Raw genomic sequence first — 16,289 nt, 5'->3', positions numbered from 1 at the left:
CCCAGCCTTGCCCCCCCCGCCCCAGTGCCGACGTCCCCAGTGCCGACGTCCCCGGCGCCGACGTGCCCAGCGCCGACGTGCCCGGCCGGATCGACGATCCGCGGGACTGGGTCGCCATCCTTGCGCGGTATCGCACACCATCGGCGTGGCGCAGCGCATGGGAAGTCCTCGTCACCGCACTCCCGTTGCTGGCGCTCTGGGCGCTCGCGTGGTGGAGCGTCGGCATCAGCCCCGCGCTGGCGGTCGCCCTGTCGATCCTGAACGGGGCGTTCCTGGTGCGCCTGTTCATGATCCAGCACGATTGTGGACATGCCGCCTTCTTTGGCAGCCGCAGGCTGAGCGACTGGGTCGGACGGACCATCGGTGTGGTGACGCTGACGCCCTATGACGTCTGGCGCCGGGTCCACGCCGAACACCATGCCGGGACCGGCAACCTCGACCGGCGCGGGATGGGCGACATCCGCACGCTGACGGTGCAGGAGTATCGCAGCCGGTCGCCGTTGGGTCGGCTTGGCTATCGCCTCTATCGCCATCCGGTCGTGATGTTCGGGATCGGCCCCTTCTTTCTGTTCTTCATCAGCAACCGCGTGCCCGTCGGCCTGATGCGCGACGGGGCGCAGTACTGGATCAGTGCGATGGGAACCAACGCGGCCATCGCGGTCGTCGCGGGCGGCATCTGGTACCTGGGCGGAGGGGCCGTGCTGGCCTTCGCGTTTCTGCCCACGCTGCTCGTTGCCGCCTCCATCGGGGTCTGGCTGTTCTATGTCCAGCACCAGTTCGAGGAGACGAGCTGGGACCACGACGCCGACTGGCAGATGCAGGACGCGGCCCTGCACGGCAGCTCGCATTACGTCCTGCCGGGGGTGCTGCGCTGGTTCACGGCCAATATCGGCGTGCATCACGTCCACCACCTGCAGGCCCGTGTCCCGTTCTATCGGCTGCCCGAGGTGCTGCGCGACCACCCGCAGCTTGCCGAGGTCCAGCGCCTGACCCTGCGCGAGAGCCTCGCCTGTGCCCGCAGGCACTTGTGGGACGAGACGACGCGGCGCCTCGTCCCCTTCGCGGCCGCGCGGGCGGGCTGAGCGCGCAGACCGATCCCGGCCAGCCCGATCCCGGCATTGCCGCTTCGGAAAACGCGGAACGCCGCCCCGATCCTGACAGGGCCGCGATCACGCGCCCGGGTGGCGGCATCGGGGACTGTCCGGATCGGCGGAGGGCGTCCGCCCACGCCGTGTGAGGGGGGCCGCGATCAGTCGCGCGGCGCGCTGGGCTGGGGCAAGGTCTCGGCCGGGGGATCGGGGGCGTCGCCGGCCGGTGCAAGGGTCGTCGCGTCGGGGGCACTGTCGATCGTGACCTCCGGATCGGCCGAGCGGCTGACGAACCACAGGACGAAAAGAAGCACGACGCCGATCAGGAACGTCAGACCCAGCAGCGGCCCCTTGTGACGGCGCTTCTGCTTGGCAAGGGCTGTGTCGGGTGCAGACATCGGTACCTCCTCCGGGGTGTGACCCGCTCGCACCGGCGAGACCCTCCGGCAACGGGCGAGCGGGCATCCGGTTCCGGAACGGACCCGGTGGCCCCGTGTGAGGGCAGGAATCGCCGATGGCGCAAACGGATGAGGAACGTACCGTCCGCTGCTGCGTTTGCCGTTTTATCGCAGAGGAGAGGACCGATGAGAGCAATTCCCATGTCCGAGGCCGGCGCCCGCGACCCGACCGGCGGCCCGTTGCCGTGCGGCGACGAGGACCACGAACGGCTGCGCGACCTGCACACGAGGCTGGTCGATACCCTCGCGGGTTACGAAAAGGTGGTCGAGAAGGCCGGGGCCGAGTTCGTGGAGATCGCCCACGAGTTTCGCAGCCTGCATCTGGCGCAGTCCGAACGTGTGCTGGCGATGCTGGTTGGACCGGGCGGCCATCCGGGCACGGACGGGTCGATGCTCGGGACCGTCAACCGCGCGGCGGTCGAGGTCCGCGCGTGGTTTGACGGCATCGGCCACAACGTCATCGGCGCGCTGGTGGACGGCGAAAAACGGCTGCTGGAGGAATTCAAGGCGGCAAAGGCTGCCTCGCCCAGTGTCGAGCGCCGCGGCGTGTTCGATGAGATGTGCGGCGAGATCATCACGCTTCTGCAGCGCCATGCACCCGCCCAGCGCTGAGGCCGCCGCGCGGGTGACCTGGCCGTCCCGCGTGGCATTGACCGCGGTCAGGCCCGCCACCGCACGGATGCGATCGGCGGGCTGGTGCGCGGGGCCGCGCCGGTTGGCAGGCGCGGGGGTCCGCATTGGACAGTGATCGCCCGACACCCGTCTGCGGCCCGGTGCCGATGCCTGAAACCCTGGCCGGGGCGTGGACGCTGGAGCCTGCGCTGCTGACGGCACTGGCGCTGTCGGGGTTGGCCGGTCTGTGGTGGCTGCGGGGTGCGGGGCCGGGGCCGCGTCGGGCGCTGGGCGTGGCCGGGGCCGGCGCGGTGGTCGCGTTCGTCTCGCCCCTGTGTGCGCTGACGGTGGCGTTGTTCGCGGCGCGCAGCCTGCATCACATGGTCCTGATCCTGCTGGTGGCGCCGGCGCTGGCGGTGGCCTTTCCGTGGCGCCGGGCGCCGCTGGGGGCGGGTTTCATCGCGCTGTCGGCGGCGCTGTGGGCGTGGCATGTGCCTGCGCTTTACGCCGCCGCCTGGGACAGCGCTGCGGTCTACTGGGCGATGCAGCTGGCGCTGCTCGGGTCCGGCTGGGTGTTCTGGACCGCGGCCCTGAGCCGCCGCGGCGAGCTGTCGGTCGTGCTGGGGGCGGCCGGGGCGGCCACCGCACTGGCCGCGCAGATGGGGCTGATCGGGGCGATCCTCGTGTTTGCGCCCGCGGTGCTGTACCCCGAACATCTGGTGGGGGCGGAGGGCTTCGGCCTGGGCGCGCTGGGCGATCAGCAGCTTGCTGGGCTGGTGATGTGGGTGCCGGGCATGGTGCCGCTGGCGCTGGTGGCCGGCTGGATGCTGCGCCAGGGCTGGCGCGAGGCCGACGCACGATGATCGCCGCGCTGAAGTTCCTCCATATCGCCGCCCTGTCGGTGTGGTGCGCGGGCCTGCTGGCGCTGCCGGTGGTGATGCAGGTCTATGGCCGCCACCCGGCGATGCGGAGCCAGGCGCGCTATGCCGAGTTCCGCCTGCTGGCGCACCGCAGCTACACCCGGATCGTGACACCGGCCGCCGTCGTGGCCATCGCCGCCGGCAGCGGGCTGATCGTTGCGCTGCGGCTGGTCGATCCGTGGATGCTGGCCAAGCTTGCCGCGGTGTCGGGCATGGTGCTGGTGCATGCGTGGCTGGGCCATCTTGTGGCGCAATCGGGGGAACGGGCGGGCGATCTGGCCGCAGGCTGGCGCCTGCCGTCGCCGCTGATCGCGCTGTGGCTGGGGCTGCCGCTGATGGCCGCCGTGCTGTGGCTGGTGCTGGCCAAGCCCGATCTGTCGGATCTGGCGGCGGGCCTGCCTGCGGTGCTGACCGAGCCTCAGGGCCGGTCGCTGCCCGACGCCGTCGTTCCGATCAGATAGTCGAAGACGAGCTTGCCCCCATGCCAACCGGTCACCCCCGTCAGCCCCGCCGCCAGCAGCGACAGCATCAGCCCGAAGGGCAGCACCGCGGCCTCGGCCCCGTCGATGCGCAGAACCCAGTTGGCGCCCAGCACCGACAGCAGCATGACCGCGAGGATGAAATGCGTCCAGCTGGCGGAGCGGTTGCGGATGCCGCGCACGATCAGAAGCTCGACCGTGCCGGTCACCCCCGCCACAAGGCCCATCACGAAGGCGCCAAAGGCCGCCCAGCCCGCCACGCGCGCCCAGAACGGATCGCCCGTCCACCAGTAGAACAGGTCCGCCCCCAGCACGCAGAAGGCCAGCGCGATGGGAAAGGCCACGAGCATCGCATGCAACGGATGCCCGGCGATGGCGATGGTGGATTCGGTGCCGTGCAGCGCGCGGTGTTCGTCCAGCGGGTCGCGCAGGCGGGGTGTCTCCGGGGCGTCGCCCGCGTCCTGTCGGTCCCCCTCCTGTCGGCCCGCGTCGTTTTGATCGGTCATCTGGGGGTGTCCTTTCGGTGGCGCGTCGGCCCAGGGCAACGCGGCGCCGCGGCGGGGGTTCCCGTGCTGCTGCTGGCGGGCTGCGGCGGGCCGCTGTCCAGCCTCGATCCGGCAGGCCCCGCGGCGGGCGCGACGGCGGTGCTGTGGTGGGCGATGCTGATCGGGGCGGGTGTGCTGACGCTGATGGTGCTGGGGCTGCTGGCCGCTGGCTTCGGCCGGCCGCGGCCGGTCCGCGAAGGCCGCTGGACCGTGGGTCTGGGGCTGTGGTTCTCGATCGCGGTGCTGAGCGCCCTGCTGGCCGCGGGCGTGTGGGTGGGCGAGCGGCTGCTGCCGCGCGGCGACGCGGTCGTGACCGTCGAGGCGCATGCCCGGCAATGGGGCTGGCGCTTCGGCCACCCCGACGGCCGCGGCGGCCGGATCGAGACCGACGGCACGCTGCACATCCCCGCAGGCCAGCCGGTGGATGTGATCGTGACCAGCGCGGACGTCATCCATTCCTTCTGGGTGCCGCGCCTGGCGGGCAAGATCGACGCGATCCCCGGCCGCGCCAACCGCCTGCGGATCGAGGCCGACACCCCCGGCAGCTTCGACGGGCTTTGTGCCGAGTTCTGCGGCCTCGGCCATGCCGGCATGCGCTTTCGCGTCATCGCGCATCCCCCCGACGACTGGCCCGCCGTGCTGGAAACCCTGGGCGAGGAGACCGCGGAATGACCGACACCGTTGCTGCCGAAGGGGTCGGGGACGCCACGCTCGACATCCCCGCCAACCCGCCCCGCCGGGCGCTGGGCCTGCATCGCGAGCTGTCCCGCGTCTGGTCCAACGACCGCGGCTGGCGGGGGCAGGTCACGGCGGTCAACCACACCACGCTGGGGCTGCGGTTCATGGCCACGGCGCTGGTGTTCTTCGCCATAGGGGGCGTGCTGGCGATGCTGATCCGGGCGCAGCTGGCCACCCGGCAGGGCGCGTTCCTGGACACCGAACTCTACAACCAGATCTTCACGATGCACGGCAGCATCATGATGTTCCTCTTTGCCATCCCGATGCTGGAGGGGCTGGGGATCTATCTTCTGCCCAAGCTGTTGGGCACCCGCGACATGGCGTTTCCGCGGCTGACTGCGCTGGGCTACTGGTGCTATCTCTTCGGCGGGCTGATCCTGCTGGCCGCACTTGCCGCAGGCGTCGCGCCGCGCGACGGCTGGTTCATGTACACGCCGCTGTCCTCGGCCGAATTCTCGCCCGGCATCAACGCCGATGTCTGGCTGCTGGGCGTCACCTTTGTCGAGATCTCGGCGCTGGCGGCGGCGGTGGAGATCACGGTCACGATCCTGCGCCAGCGCGCACCGGGGATGCGGCTTACGCAGATGCCGCTGTTCGCGTGGTACATGCTGGGCACGGCCGCGATGATGCTGGTGGGGTTTCCGCCGCTGATCCTTGCGTCGGTGCTGCTGGAGGTGGAGCGCGCCTTCGACTGGCCGTTCTTCGACGTGGCGCGGGGGGGCGATCCGCTGCTGTGGCAGCATCTGTTCTGGATGTTCGGCCACCCGGAGGTCTACATCATCTTCCTGCCGGCCGCCGGCGCGATCTCCACCATCCTGCCGGCGCTGTGCCGCACGTCAATTCTCGGCTACGGCGGCATCGTCGCCGCGATCCTTGCGCTGGTGTTCCTGTCCTTCGGGCTGTGGGTGCACCACATGTTCGCCATCGGCATCCCGCATCTGGCGCTGACCTTCTTCTCGGCGGCCTCGCTGGCGGTGGCGGTGCCGACGGCGGTGCAGGTGTTTGCGTGGATCGGCACGATGTGGAAGGGGCGGCCCGAGCTTGCGCTGCCGATGCTCTACATCCTCGGGTTCTTCCTGACCTTCGTGATGGGCGGGCTGACGGGCGTGATGCTGGCCGTGATCCCGTTCAACTGGCAGGCGCATGACACCGCGTTTGTCACCGCGCATCTGCACTATGTCCTGATCGGCGGCTTCGTCTTTCCGATGCTGGCGGCGGCGGCGTGGTGGATGCCGCAGATCACCGGGCGGGCGCGCATCCGCGGCCTGGGTGAGGTCGCGTTCTGGGTGATCCTGATCGGGTTTCATGGCACCTTCTTCGTGATGCACCTGACCGGCCTGCTGGGCATGCCGCGGCGGATCGACGTCTATCCCGACAATCCGGAGTGGGAGGTGCTGAACCTCACCTCGTCGGTGTTCGGCTTCGTGATGGCGATCGGCCTTGCGCTGTTTGCGCTGGATCTGGTGCTGCAGGCGACCATGGGGCAGCGGGCCGGTCGCAACCCGTGGCGGGCGCCGACGCTGGACTGGGCGATGTCCCTGCCGGCGCCGACCTTCAACTTCGCCTCCCTCCCCGGCCCGCGGCAGGTGGCCGAGGCCGCGCCGGATCGCACCGCTCTCGCCCTTGCCCGGGGTGAGGGGCTGCTGCCGGGCGCGCCGCGGGGGCAGCGCGAGCTTCTGGTGACGACGGCGGCCGACGCGCGGCCCGACCATGTCGCGGTGCTGCCGGGCAACACGGCGCTGCCGCTGGTGCTTTCGGCCAGCATCGGGGCGTTCGTGCTGCTGATGCTCGCGGGGCTGTATGCGTTGGCGCCGGTGGCGCTGGTGGCGGTGGCCGCGCTGGCCTGGCGCTGGCACCGGGGGCTTGCGACGCTGGCGGCGGGCGGCGCCATGGTGGCGGTGGCCCCACGGCTGGCCCTGCCGGTGCAGCCGGGGCGGGGCCGCAGCCTGACGCACAGCGGCGGCGTGGCGCTTCTGGTGGCCGATGGCACGCTGTTTGCCGCGCTGATCTTCGGCGTGGCGTTCCTGCATGTGGTGGCCCCCGGCTGGCCACCGCCGCCCGCCGCGGCCGAAACCGCCACCGGGGCGGTCCTGCTGGTGGCCCTGGCGGTCGGGCTGGGGGTGGCCGCGCTGGCCGCGCATGTGACCGAGGCGCGGCAGCCTGCGGGGCGTTCCCTGGCGGGGTGGGCCGTGCTGGGGCTGGCGGGAAACGGCGCCGCGCTTCTGGCGCTGGCGCTGCTGGCGGGCTGGGTCATGGACGACCCCACCGCCCATGCGCGCGATGCGCTGCGCGGGGTTCTGGCCGGATACGTCGGGCTGCATGCCCTGATCTGCGCGCTGATGGCGGCCTTCGTTCTGGACCAGATCCGGCGCGGCGAGGTCCCGACCAGCGGCGCCCCCTCCGGCTGGCGGTTGTGGCAGGATTTCGCCACCGCCACGGGGCTGGTCGCCGTTGCGGTGGTGCTGGGCACGGCGGCGGTCGCATGACGGGGGTGTTGGCATGACCTGGCTGCCCCGCGCGCTGATCGGACCGGGCCTGTGGGCGGTCGGGTTCGCGCTGGTCTATGGGCTGCACGGCCTCGGCTGTGCGCTGGGCTGGAGCACGCAGGAGGTGGCCGGGATGACGCTGCACCGCCTGGCGATGGTCGCGGCCTGGGTGGGGACCTTGCTGGCCTGCGTGGTGGTGGTGATGTGGTTGCCGGGCGGCCCCGACCCGACCCGGCGGCTGCCCCGCATCGGCGCATGGATCGGGCTGGGGGCCACGATCTTCACGCTTCTGCCGCTGCTCGTGGCGACGAGCTGCTGAGCCGCGCAAGCCCCGGCGCAATGCCGGCCCGGTGGAGCGGTCGCGGTCGTGCCGCGCCTTGACGGCCGCGCGCAGTGCCGCGTCCTCCGTGGGCGGAGCGCCGACCACCGGGCGGCCGCAGCCGCAGGGGACCGCGACAGCTCTGCCGAGGAACGGATCGAGCATGCCTCTTCCCGCGTCGAGGACGTCAGGCGCGCGTGTCCCGCCGCTTCTGTCGGGTGTGCGGCGGCTGTGCGGCGGGCGTGCTGGCCATGGTGGTGTCACGCCGTCGATGGCGCAGCCGGTCCGTCAGGTCCGCGGAACGGCGCGCTGGCAGGCCGGCACGCAGGAACGCGACGGAACCGGCGGCGTTGACGCCCTGCACGGGCAGCACCCGTGCCCGACCGAAAGGAGAGTCCCATGGGCGTGATCCGCCGCCCGCTGACCGACATGATCCTGCTGACGGCCGGGCTCCTGCTGCTGGCCTATCTGCTGGGCGAGGTGCTTTTGCTCGTCTTCGCGGCGGTGCTGCTTGCCGTCGGGCTGGACGGCGCGGCGCGGGCGATCGCGGCACGGCTGCCGGTGTCGCGGGGCTGGGCGCTGGTCGGGGTGGCGCTGGGCATTGCCGCGGTCGTCCTCGGCGCGCTGGCGCTGACGGCAACGCGCCTCGTGCAGCAGCTCCGGGAATTGCAGGCCACGCTGGTCGCGTTCGTCGAGGGGGTACAGGCGCGGCTGTCGGAGCTGGGCGCCACGGCCGTGATCGAGGATCTGGACGGCGGCGGGCTGGGCGGGTCGGCGGGGGACCTGGCGGGCCAGGCGATGACCTTCGGGATGTCGGCGGTCGGCGCGCTGGCAAGCGCCATCATCCTGATCGTGCTCACGATGTTTCTGGCGGCGAACCCGGCGCTGTACCGGGGCGGTCTGGTGCGCCTCGTGCCGCCCGCGCGCCGGGCGATGGCGCAGGACACGCTGTCCGCGATCGCCCATGCGCTGCGCTGGTGGTTCCTGGGGCAGCTTGCCTCGATGGTACTGCTGGGGGTCACGGTGGGGCTGGGGCTGCTGGTGATGGGCATCGAGCTGTGGTTCGCGCTGGCGGTGCTGACGGCGCTTCTGACCTTCATCCCCTTCCTCGGCCCGTTGATCGCCACGGTGCCGATCGTCGCGGTGGGCTTTGCCGAAGGTACCCAGACGGGGCTGATCGTGCTGATCGGCTACATCGTGATCCAGAACATCGAGGGCAACGTCCTCGTGCCGATGATCCAGCACAAGGCGGTCGATCTGGCTCCGGCGCTCCTGATCTCGGTGCAGGTCCTCCTCAGCCTCGTGTTCGGGGTGGTGGGGCTGATGCTGGCCGCCCCGCTGACCGTCGTGGCGATGGTGGCGGTGCAGAAGATCTGGGTCGAGCATACGCTGGGCGAGAAAATCACCTGACCGGCCGCGCGCCGGACAACCACAAGCGAGCTTGCCGTGCCACGGACCCGGACCTATTCGCCCGAGCCGAACATCCTGGAGCGCCGCTTTGCCGATCATCTGGCGCGGCGCAGCCCGGGGGACGATGCCTGGGCCGCGCCCTCGGACGCGCGGGTGCGCCGGATCGCCCGCGTCACGCGATGGAGCGTCGCGCTGGCGGCGCTGGCGGGGGGAGTGTCGGGCGGGATGATCGGCGGGGCCGAGGTGTGGATGCGCCAGGGCCTGTTCGACGGCGACATGGGGGACCTCGGCTGGCGCGAGGCGCTGCCCTACTGGGCGGCCTTCTATGCCTTTGCCGGGGTGATCAGCGCGGTGGAGATCGCGCTTCTCTATGCGCTGGCGCTGGTGGGGATCGCGCGCATCACGCAGCACTCCGGCCTGCCGCTGTCGCACGGCGAGGGGCACGGCCTGCTGGCCCACAGCCTGGCGCGCGCCGGGCTGGAGTTTCCCAACCCGCGCGGGCGCGTCCACGGCATCGACCCCTACGCCCGTGTGGCGCGCTGGAAGCTGACGGCGCTGAACCTTGCCTACAAGATGAAGGTCGGGGTCAGCAGTTTCCTGTTGCGGGTGTTCCTGCGCCGGGTGGCCGCGCGCATGGCGATCCGCGGGCTGGTCCCGCTGCTGGCCGGGCCGCTCTATGCCGTGTGGAACGCCTGGATCGTCGCGCGCATCATGGCCGAGGCGCGGCTGCGCACGCTGGGGCCCTTTGCCGTGGACACCCTGATCGCGGCGCAGTTCGCGGACGCGGGCGATCTGGGCGGCACCGAGAAGGAGGTGCTGGAGCATGCGGCGGGCGAGATGCTGACCCGCGCGCAGGACGGCCATCCCAACCTGATCTATCTGCTGGAACGCCTGCGTGCCGCGCTCCGGCGGGACGGCGACATCGCGCTGGACTGGGACGCCATGCGGCCCCATCTGCGGCGGCTGGATGCGGCGGGGCAGGCCCGTGTGCTCGACCTGCTGACGGTGTCGTGCCTGATCGGCGGGCGCCTGCGCCCCGGCCAGGTGGCGCTTGTGCGCGACACCTGCCGGGACTGCGGCGCGACCCTGCGGGACGCCCGCCTCGCCGATCTGCGCAAGGCGCTGGCGCGCGGCCGCAAGCTGACCCACGCGGACTTGCAGGCAACGCGCGGCCCGAACGCCAGCTGAGGGTCGCCGCGCGGGCTCAGCCCACGGCCAGCGCGGCCATCACCCCGCCCCAGGCCGCCACCGCCGTCAGCCCCGTGCCCCAGCCCATGTCCAGCGCCACCATCGACGGGTGCCAATGGCGCATCACCGTCCAGCTGACCAGCTCATAGGTGCCATAGGCCACAAGCCCCAGCAGCGCGCCGTTCAGGAATGCCAGCCCGGGCTGGCCCTGCTGCAACGCGGGCCAGCCCGCGAACCAGATCATCCCGGCCAGGTAGAGGACGTAGAACAGCGCGGCCGGCAGCCGGCGCACGCTGTCCAGCAGCGTGTCGCCCAGATGCCGCTCGAACAGCGGCTTGACGACCCTGGGCAGCATCACGGCGTCGGCGATCAGGAAGATCAGCCCCGTGACGACGATGAGCACGAGCAGAGACATGGACGGTCCTTTCTGACTGACGGGCGGCGGGACGCGGCGCCGCCGGGCGCGCACGGCGGGCATTGCCCCGCTCGGGGGGCGCGGCCCCCGGCGGATCCACGCCCGGCCACGCAGGGACAACACCCGCCCGAGCCTTGCGTTCCCATGCCGCGCCCGCACCCGGTCCGCCTGCGGCATCGCGGCGCCGGGGTGACGACGTTGTGCCGCGGCGTTTCCTGTCGCCGGTGCGCAATCCGCGCAGCGCCACATCGAGGCACCCGACTGCCGGGCCATTGCCCGCCCTGCGGCTCCCTGCGGCCCCCTGCGTATTTTCAGCGCCTGTCACTTCGGGGCCCGTCATTTCGGCACCTGTCATTCGGAACGAAAACCGACGCCGTCGGTTGATGCACAATCCGCGCCGTGAAATGCGCGCGGCGGCTCCACGGGAATTCGGCGGGAGGCCGCAATGCGCGGCGCCGCCCCCTCAGAAAAGATTGGCCACCAAATGCGCACAGGAACCATGCTTGCCCTCGCGATTGTCGCCGCCATCGTGATCGGCGGGGGCCTCTGGTACAACAGCGGCCCCGACCAGGCGGCCCTGGAGGCGCAGCGCACCGAGCAGGCAGCCCATGAGGCCGACGCGGCCGAGGCGCGGGCCGCCGAAGACGCCGCGGCGCGCGAAGATGCGGCCTCGGTTCCCGGGGACGATTCCACCCTGACCGGCGAGGAACTCACCGAGGGTGCGGCGATCGCGCAGCCGGACGGCGCTACGCCCACCCCCGCCGATCCCGACCGCACCGACTCCACGGTTGAAAGGGCCGGTGACGCGCAGCCCGCGGATGCCCCGCGCACCACCGGTGGTTCCGCGCCCGAGGCCGACGGCCCGAGGGATCTCGAACAGGTGCTCACCCCCGAAAGCTTCGACCGCGGCGCGGTTCTCGCGCTGATCGAGGACTCCGAGCAACTGAACGAGGAGCAGCGCGACTCGCTGCGGGAACTGGTCGAGGTTGCGGCCACCACACCCGACATGGTCAGAACCGCCATCGAGACGATCCGCAACGCGCTCGCCCTGCCGTCACTGGACTGAGGCCGCACGATGCGCGCGGGTGACAGCCGCACAGCGGCGCGGTCCGGCCGCACCCGTCCTGTCAGGGGGTGCAGCCGGGTTTCTCGGGGGCGGTGATGGCCGGTCGGGGCCCGAGGGCTGGACGGCGCGGCACAAGGTCACCGCCGCGATCGATGGGCGATCGGGTCGCCACCGCTTCGGGACCCATCGCGGCCGCGGCGATGAACGCGGCCCGGCTGTCGGCGGTCTGCCCCGGCAGGGGTCGCCATCCCGGGCGGATCCGGGTTGGCGCGCGCCCTGCGAGCGGGCCAATGACCGGGCCATGATCGGGCGGGCCATGATCGGACGGGACCTGATCGGACCGGGCGGCCCTGCGGCAGATCGCGCGCGAGACGACCGACGCGCATCCGTGGCATGCAGCGCGGGCTGGCCCGCAAGACGACGGCGCTGACGCTCCTGCGAAAAAGGGCCGAGGCGATCCCGGGATCACCCGCGGTCCGGCGTCAGCCGCCTCGGGCAGTCCGAGGGACGGACCCGATGCAGGGCATGCCCCGCGCCCCAGCCAGCGCCGGGGAATGGGAGGGCAGGGACCCCAGCCCCGGATCGCAACACGCTCCTGGCCCGCGTCGAGCAGGCCACGGCCGACGGGACGCGCGAGGCCACCGCCCGCGCCGAGCCTGGCCTCGATGCCCGCACCCTGCAGCGCCGGCAGACCCCGGAGGGCGCGCTGCACACGGACCGCCGCCCTCTGGCCGGGCGCCCCGTCCCGGCCAACCGGCCGACCGAGGCGGCGTGTGACCGGATCGTGGATACCGGCATCGCACCGCGGTTCGCGAGACTGCCCCCCGGTCGGATCCTGCCGAAGCGGGCGGAGGAGGGCGTGTGTGTCGTTTCGCAACCCCAGGTCGACAGGGTGGGGCGCGAACGGGTCCAGAACCACCGCCGCGCCCGCAGGCCCGGCCCCCACCACCGGCAAGCTTCCAGGCGAACGGCCCCTGCGAGGTCTGGTCGTGGGACATCACCTGGCTGGCGGCGCAGGCGCGGGGGAGGCCCGTTCCGGTCTCGGCTTTTTCAGCTTCATGGCATCGAGCCCGTCCGGGGTGTGCGCGGCCCCCGCGTGCTCTTTCTCCAGGTCTTGCCGCTTTCGGTGCATCTGGCGCGGTTTGGCCTATGCGCCGCCGTCTGCCTCCGTCCGAGGGGCATCAAGCGCCTGTCCTGGCTGTTTCTGCGACCGTTTCGGCCCGGAGTCCTCCGGGTCCATCGGGAACTTCTCACCCGGGTCGAACGTCTCGTGGAGTTCTTCGATCACCTGGTTCTTCTTTCCCGATGCTTCGTCTGCGCGCTCATCCCGTGGCATGTCCGATCCCCCGACCGAGCTGTCGGCAGGTTTCCGGGTCTGGTCCTTCACCCTGCTGTCGGACCCTTCCGAGTGCTTCGGATGCGACGATGTTCTGTCCTGCGCCATGTCATTTCCTCTTCGTGGACCGGTTGGCGCATCTGCGGCGCCCTGCTGATCAACGGCCTCTGCCCGGGCCCGTTCCACGAGGCCCGTCGGCCCGTCGGCCCGTGGGCGCGTTGGTGGGCGGTCGGTGGGTGGCGAACCGGCGCGGCAGATGGCGACGGAGGACGCCCGACGTCGCGGCAGGCCTGTCGGCCGAGCGTGCCGTCAATGCATGTGTCGCCCCCCGCAAGCCCCTGTGACGACGAGGGTCTGTCCCGCAAGGGAGATGACGTGCCGGGGGCCACCACGCCTGCCGCGCAGGCCCCGTGGCAAGACGGTCCGCATCCTCGCACGGGGGACATCGTCAGGGTCAGGCCGGCCCGTGGGCCGGCCTGTTGCCGGCATCAACGTTCGCGGCGGCCAAGGTTGCGGGCCTTGGCCTCGTCCCGCGCGCCGTCCGCGACCCGTGCGGCGGCCTGCGTGGTGCGGTCGGCGATCACCTCGCCGACGGTCTGGCCGTCGGGCAGCAGGCCCTTGAGGTCGGAGCCGGTCTCCGTCACCTCCTCCTTCACGTCCGTCGCAGCCGAGCGCAGGACGGCCATGGCCTTCTTGCGTTCCTCGCGGAACACCGCTTCGGCCTCGGCGAACAGCCGGTCGCTGCTGTCGCCCATGGCGTCGTCCTCGACCCTGCTGTGGGGCAGGGCCCCGGCGACCGCAGCCCCCACCGCCGCGGCGAGGGCCCCCACGACAAGCGGCTGGTCCTCGAAGAAGGTGACGGCGGTGCGGCCGGCCCGGTTCATCGCGTCCTCGGCCGAAAGACGGGCCTCATGCGCGGCGCGACGCGCGGCCACCACGCGGTCGCGTGCCTCATCGGACAGCGCCTCCGTGCCGTGCGACAGCCGGTCGGTCAGCCGCCGGGCGGAGTCTCCCAGAGTGCCCGCAGCGTCGGAAACGGCATTGGACGCGGCGCCGGCTGCATCCTGGATCCGGTCCGTGATGCCGTTCGATCCGTCCTCGCCCGGGTTCCCCTGTGTGGGGTGATCCGGAAACCGGTCGGCACGCGACATGGAACCGGCGCCGTACCAGGACCGGTCGCCGCCATTGGACCCTGCGTGCGCGCCATCCCACGACGACGCCCGGCTGTAGCCCCGGTTGCGCGCGCCCGCGCCCGACCGCCGGTCCGGCGTGGTGTCCTTGCGGCCCTCGCCGATGAACAGCCAGGCAAGGCCGACGCCCACAAGGGCGACAGCCGCGGGGTTGCGCCCGATCGTCTGGCTGATCGAGCGGCCGAGGTCGCCGCCGTCGTTGCGGAACATGGTCCCGATGTCGTTCACGATGGCATCGACCGAGAACTTCTTCTGCAGATCGCCGATCGTGCCGGTCATCTGCGCGCGTTGAACGGCGATGTCGCGCTCGATGTCGTCGGGGGTGCGGGTGTCACTGCTCATGGAGGGAATTCCTGATGGCTGCCGCGTCGCGCTGGACGTTGCGCGCGGTGCGGGTCGGCATGAAGCCGATCTGGTGAAGGGCGGATCTGGCGGACAGCAAGACGACGGCGGCAAGCACGAGCAGGCCCAGTCCCACGGCAAGGGTTGCCCATTGCGGGTCCAGACCGGCCCAGACCAGGGCCGAGACCAGCGACACGGCGAGCAGGTTGAGCCCGACGATCCCCAGCACCAGGGCCACGGCCATCCATGCCAGGATACCGCCCACCCTCGACAGGCTCTCGGCGGTCTCGGCCCGGGCGAGGTCGACCTCGTTGCGCACCAGATTGCTCACGTTGCCCATGAGGCCGGACATCATGTCGGCGGCCGATCTCGGTGTGTCCGTGCCGGTCATGGGGCACCGCGCATGGGCTGTGTGTTGGGGTTGCCTTCGCTTACGAACCTGTTTTCCTGCGCCTTGCGGTCCACGGGGGCGGGCGGGTGCGACGTCCCGGTCCCATCGCCCGAGGCCTTGGCATAGCGGCTGGCCGCAAAGCCCAGCAGGGCCGCGCCACCCAGGAACAGCAGCGGGTTGTCGCGCGCCACCCGGCTGACGGACTTCAGCGCGTCCCCGAAATCCTTGTCGCGGATGTAGTCGGAGGCGTCGGCCAGGCTGCCGGCGATCATCCCGAAGGTGCGTTCCTGTGTCGACCCGCCGCGCAGTTCCTCGGAGGCCCGGCGCAGGGCCGAGGCCACGTCGCCGACCTCGTCGGCCACATCCGACCGGGCGCCCTCGGCACGGGAGCGTGCCTCGGTCACGGCCTCGTCGAACTTTCCGACGGCGGCATTCCTGATGTCTGAGGCCACGCTGGTGATCGCGGAGCCTGCGTCCCGCATGGGGGTGTCGGTATCGGTCGTCTGGTCATGGTTCATCGGAGGTTGCCTTTCCGGAGAGGGCGGTGCGGCGACGATGGCGCGCATTCTGCGCGCGGTCGCTCGAGGCGGTTCATGGACTGCCCAGAACCCTCGCATGACAACAGCCCTTGGCCGCAAGCGTTCCTGCGATGTTCGGAATTCTTCGGCCGGTGCGCGCCCCGCCGCCGCCGCCTCGGCCCGGGCGGGCGGGCGGGTGGGCGCCGAACCGCCCGCGCAGGCACCGGTTGCACCGGATGCGCGCCGACCGCTTGGGCGCGTGGAGATCGCTTTCGCCCGGAACATGCGCCTCCACCGCGCCGACAGCGCGCCGAGGGCTGCTGGATCGAGAAGGGACAGCAGCGGATCATCACCGGCCCATGCCGGGTGGGCAGGACACGGCTGGCTTGCGCGCCCGCCCGAGGCCACCTGCGTCGGCCACCGCCCGGGCGTCGCCCATGATCCGCGGCGTGCCGAGGAGCAGGCCACCCGCCGCCGATCCCGCACCGCCGAACCCGAAGCCAAGGCCGCGAAGAGGGGCGCGACGCGCGATCCCCAGGACCCGGGACAGACCCGCTTGGGGGGCGCCGCGCCCACGCTGATCCGCTTCCTCGCCCTTGCCCTCCCTCGGACCATCGCCGATGCCGGGCATGGGGTGCCCGGCGAGGTCTGGTGACCCTCCGCCTGTGCGGCCGCGCGATCGCGGCTTGCGCCATCGCTGTTTCCGCGCTGGCGCCACGGGCGTGCCGGGACTATCAGGTGCCGGGAAATGCGGGGCCGGGATGATGTGGGATGCGATAATCCTCGGG

At 71.8% G+C, this 16,289-nt stretch carries 18 protein-coding genes; 11 read left to right on the top strand and 7 right to left on the bottom strand.

Going from position 1 to position 16,289, the window contains the following annotated elements:
- Positions 1 to 62 precede the first annotated feature (62 nt).
- The gene (locus CCR87_RS03665; protein ID WP_338048868.1) at positions 63 to 1,082 is read left to right on the top strand and encodes a fatty acid desaturase; all 1,020 of its coding nucleotides are present in this window, start codon (positions 63 to 65) and stop codon (positions 1,080 to 1,082) included.
- A 167-nt stretch (positions 1,083 to 1,249) separates the two neighbouring features.
- On the opposite strand, the gene CCR87_RS03660 is transcribed toward CCR87_RS03665, so the two are convergent.
- Positions 1,250 to 1,486 carry a hypothetical protein gene (locus tag CCR87_RS03660; RefSeq protein WP_201156217.1) on the bottom strand — a complete coding sequence of 79 codons (237 nt, stop codon included), beginning with the start codon at positions 1,484 to 1,486 and terminating at the stop codon, positions 1,250 to 1,252.
- Positions 1,487 to 1,672: 186 nt separating this feature from the next.
- Between CCR87_RS03660 and CCR87_RS03655 the strand changes: the two genes are divergently transcribed.
- The 3 genes from CCR87_RS03655 to CCR87_RS03645 all read left to right on the top strand — a co-directional run bounded on the left by CCR87_RS03655 (position 1,673) and on the right by CCR87_RS03645 (position 3,539).
- Positions 1,673 to 2,158 carry a DUF2383 domain-containing protein gene (locus CCR87_RS03655; RefSeq protein WP_201156216.1) on the top strand — a complete coding sequence of 162 codons (486 nt, stop codon included), beginning with the start codon at positions 1,673 to 1,675 and terminating at the stop codon, positions 2,156 to 2,158.
- A gap of 167 nt (positions 2,159 to 2,325) precedes the next feature.
- A complete protein-coding gene (locus tag CCR87_RS03650) occupies positions 2,326 to 3,021 on the top strand; it encodes a cytochrome c oxidase assembly protein (RefSeq protein WP_201156215.1) in 696 nt (231 codons plus the stop codon).
- Entirely contained in the window at positions 3,018 to 3,539 is a 522-nt protein-coding gene (locus tag CCR87_RS03645; protein WP_201156214.1) for a CopD family protein, read from the top strand. Before CCR87_RS03650 ends, CCR87_RS03645 begins: the two co-directional genes overlap by 4 nt.
- Here CCR87_RS03645 and CCR87_RS03640 read toward each other — a convergent pair.
- Positions 3,497 to 4,063 carry a DUF2231 domain-containing protein gene (locus CCR87_RS03640; protein ID WP_242511835.1) on the bottom strand — a complete coding sequence of 189 codons (567 nt, stop codon included), beginning with the start codon at positions 4,061 to 4,063 and terminating at the stop codon, positions 3,497 to 3,499. The two genes, CCR87_RS03645 and CCR87_RS03640, sit on opposite strands and share 43 nt — an antisense overlap.
- 63 nt (positions 4,064 to 4,126) lie before the next feature.
- Between CCR87_RS03640 and CCR87_RS03635 the strand changes: the two genes are divergently transcribed.
- From CCR87_RS03635 to CCR87_RS03615, 5 genes are all read left to right on the top strand, one after another.
- Entirely contained in the window at positions 4,127 to 4,774 is a 648-nt protein-coding gene (locus CCR87_RS03635; RefSeq protein ID WP_338048867.1) for a cytochrome c oxidase subunit II, read from the top strand.
- On the top strand, positions 4,771 to 7,326 hold the full coding sequence (gene ctaD, locus CCR87_RS03630) for a cytochrome c oxidase subunit I (RefSeq protein ID WP_201156213.1): 2,556 nt from the start codon (positions 4,771 to 4,773) through the stop codon (positions 7,324 to 7,326). The genes CCR87_RS03635 and ctaD overlap by 4 nt, the downstream gene beginning before the upstream one ends.
- A gap of 13 nt (positions 7,327 to 7,339) precedes the next feature.
- Positions 7,340 to 7,645 (top strand): hypothetical protein, encoded by a 306-nt coding sequence (locus CCR87_RS03625; protein ID WP_201156212.1) that lies wholly within the window; start codon positions 7,340 to 7,342, stop codon positions 7,643 to 7,645.
- A gap of 399 nt (positions 7,646 to 8,044) precedes the next feature.
- On the top strand, positions 8,045 to 9,055 hold the full coding sequence (locus CCR87_RS03620; protein ID WP_201156211.1) for an AI-2E family transporter: 1,011 nt from the start codon (positions 8,045 to 8,047) through the stop codon (positions 9,053 to 9,055).
- 36 nt (positions 9,056 to 9,091) lie between these two features.
- Positions 9,092 to 10,243: an LBF_2804 family protein gene (locus CCR87_RS03615; protein WP_201156210.1), complete on the top strand. Its 1,152-nt coding sequence runs from the start codon at positions 9,092 to 9,094 to the stop codon at positions 10,241 to 10,243.
- Positions 10,244 to 10,259: 16 nt separating this feature from the next.
- Here the strand turns inward: CCR87_RS03615 and CCR87_RS03610 are convergent, their stop codons facing one another.
- Complete coding sequence (locus CCR87_RS03610) at positions 10,260 to 10,658, bottom strand: DUF2177 family protein (protein ID WP_201156209.1); 399 nt, start codon at positions 10,656 to 10,658, stop codon at positions 10,260 to 10,262.
- A 499-nt stretch (positions 10,659 to 11,157) separates the two neighbouring features.
- Between CCR87_RS03610 and CCR87_RS03605 the strand changes: the two genes are divergently transcribed.
- Positions 11,158 to 11,724 carry a hypothetical protein gene (locus CCR87_RS03605; protein ID WP_207186538.1) on the top strand — a complete coding sequence of 189 codons (567 nt, stop codon included), beginning with the start codon at positions 11,158 to 11,160 and terminating at the stop codon, positions 11,722 to 11,724.
- Between the two features lie 1,147 nt (positions 11,725 to 12,871).
- Here CCR87_RS03605 and CCR87_RS03600 read toward each other — a convergent pair.
- From CCR87_RS03600 to CCR87_RS03585, 4 genes are all read right to left on the bottom strand, one after another.
- Positions 12,872 to 13,168, bottom strand: a complete 297-nt coding sequence (locus tag CCR87_RS03600; RefSeq protein ID WP_201156207.1) for a hypothetical protein — start codon at positions 13,166 to 13,168, stop codon at positions 12,872 to 12,874.
- A 380-nt stretch (positions 13,169 to 13,548) separates the two neighbouring features.
- On the bottom strand, positions 13,549 to 14,592 hold the full coding sequence (locus CCR87_RS03595) for a DUF3618 domain-containing protein (RefSeq protein ID WP_201156206.1): 1,044 nt from the start codon (positions 14,590 to 14,592) through the stop codon (positions 13,549 to 13,551).
- Positions 14,582 to 14,983: a phage holin family protein gene (locus CCR87_RS03590; protein WP_201156205.1), complete on the bottom strand. Its 402-nt coding sequence runs from the start codon at positions 14,981 to 14,983 to the stop codon at positions 14,582 to 14,584. Before CCR87_RS03590 ends, CCR87_RS03595 begins: the two co-directional genes overlap by 11 nt.
- A complete protein-coding gene (locus CCR87_RS03585; protein WP_201156204.1) occupies positions 14,980 to 15,501 on the bottom strand; it encodes a hypothetical protein in 522 nt (173 codons plus the stop codon). The genes CCR87_RS03590 and CCR87_RS03585 overlap by 4 nt, the downstream gene beginning before the upstream one ends.
- A 283-nt stretch (positions 15,502 to 15,784) precedes the next feature.
- On the opposite strand from CCR87_RS03585, the gene CCR87_RS03580 reads away from it, so the two are divergent.
- Positions 15,785 to 16,156, top strand: coding sequence for a hypothetical protein (locus CCR87_RS03580; protein ID WP_201156203.1), 372 nt, complete (start codon positions 15,785 to 15,787; stop codon positions 16,154 to 16,156).
- Positions 16,157 to 16,289 lie beyond the last annotated feature (133 nt).

It is taken from the genome of Rhodobaculum claviforme (assembly GCF_016653255.1).
Classification (GTDB): Bacteria; Pseudomonadota; Alphaproteobacteria; order Rhodobacterales; family Rhodobacteraceae; genus Rhodobaculum; species Rhodobaculum claviforme.
The sequence above is the reverse complement of the archived record's forward strand: the minus strand, read 5'-3'. Positions and strand labels throughout refer to the sequence as shown.

What these genes read in the sequence shown, in the direction of transcription:
- CCR87_RS03655 (WP_201156216.1), top strand. Translation starts at nt 1,673, where the DNA reads ATGAGAGCAATTCCCATGTCCGAGGCCGGCGCCCGCGACCCGACCGGC.
- CCR87_RS03600 (WP_201156207.1), bottom strand. Translation starts at nt 13,168, where the DNA reads ATGGCGCAGGACAGAACATCGTCGCATCCGAAGCACTCGGAAGGGTCC.
- CCR87_RS03590 (WP_201156205.1), bottom strand. Translation starts at nt 14,983, where the DNA reads ATGACCGGCACGGACACACCGAGATCGGCCGCCGACATGATGTCCGGC.
- CCR87_RS03585 (WP_201156204.1), bottom strand. Translation starts at nt 15,501, where the DNA reads ATGAACCATGACCAGACGACCGATACCGACACCCCCATGCGGGACGCA.
- CCR87_RS03640 (WP_242511835.1), bottom strand. Translation starts at nt 4,063, where the DNA reads ATGACCGATCAAAACGACGCGGGCCGACAGGAGGGGGACCGACAGGAC.
- CCR87_RS03660 (WP_201156217.1), bottom strand. Translation starts at nt 1,486, where the DNA reads ATGTCTGCACCCGACACAGCCCTTGCCAAGCAGAAGCGCCGTCACAAG.
- CCR87_RS03580 (WP_201156203.1), top strand. Translation starts at nt 15,785, where the DNA reads ATGCGCCTCCACCGCGCCGACAGCGCGCCGAGGGCTGCTGGATCGAGA.
- CCR87_RS03625 (WP_201156212.1), top strand. Translation starts at nt 7,340, where the DNA reads ATGACCTGGCTGCCCCGCGCGCTGATCGGACCGGGCCTGTGGGCGGTC.
- CCR87_RS03645 (WP_201156214.1), top strand. Translation starts at nt 3,018, where the DNA reads ATGATCGCCGCGCTGAAGTTCCTCCATATCGCCGCCCTGTCGGTGTGG.
- CCR87_RS03620 (WP_201156211.1), top strand. Translation starts at nt 8,045, where the DNA reads ATGGGCGTGATCCGCCGCCCGCTGACCGACATGATCCTGCTGACGGCC.
- CCR87_RS03650 (WP_201156215.1), top strand. Translation starts at nt 2,326, where the DNA reads ATGCCTGAAACCCTGGCCGGGGCGTGGACGCTGGAGCCTGCGCTGCTG.
- CCR87_RS03605 (WP_207186538.1), top strand. Translation starts at nt 11,158, where the DNA reads ATGCTTGCCCTCGCGATTGTCGCCGCCATCGTGATCGGCGGGGGCCTC.
- CCR87_RS03595 (WP_201156206.1), bottom strand. Translation starts at nt 14,592, where the DNA reads ATGAGCAGTGACACCCGCACCCCCGACGACATCGAGCGCGACATCGCC.
- CCR87_RS03610 (WP_201156209.1), bottom strand. Translation starts at nt 10,658, where the DNA reads ATGTCTCTGCTCGTGCTCATCGTCGTCACGGGGCTGATCTTCCTGATC.
- ctaD (WP_201156213.1), top strand. Translation starts at nt 4,771, where the DNA reads ATGACCGACACCGTTGCTGCCGAAGGGGTCGGGGACGCCACGCTCGAC.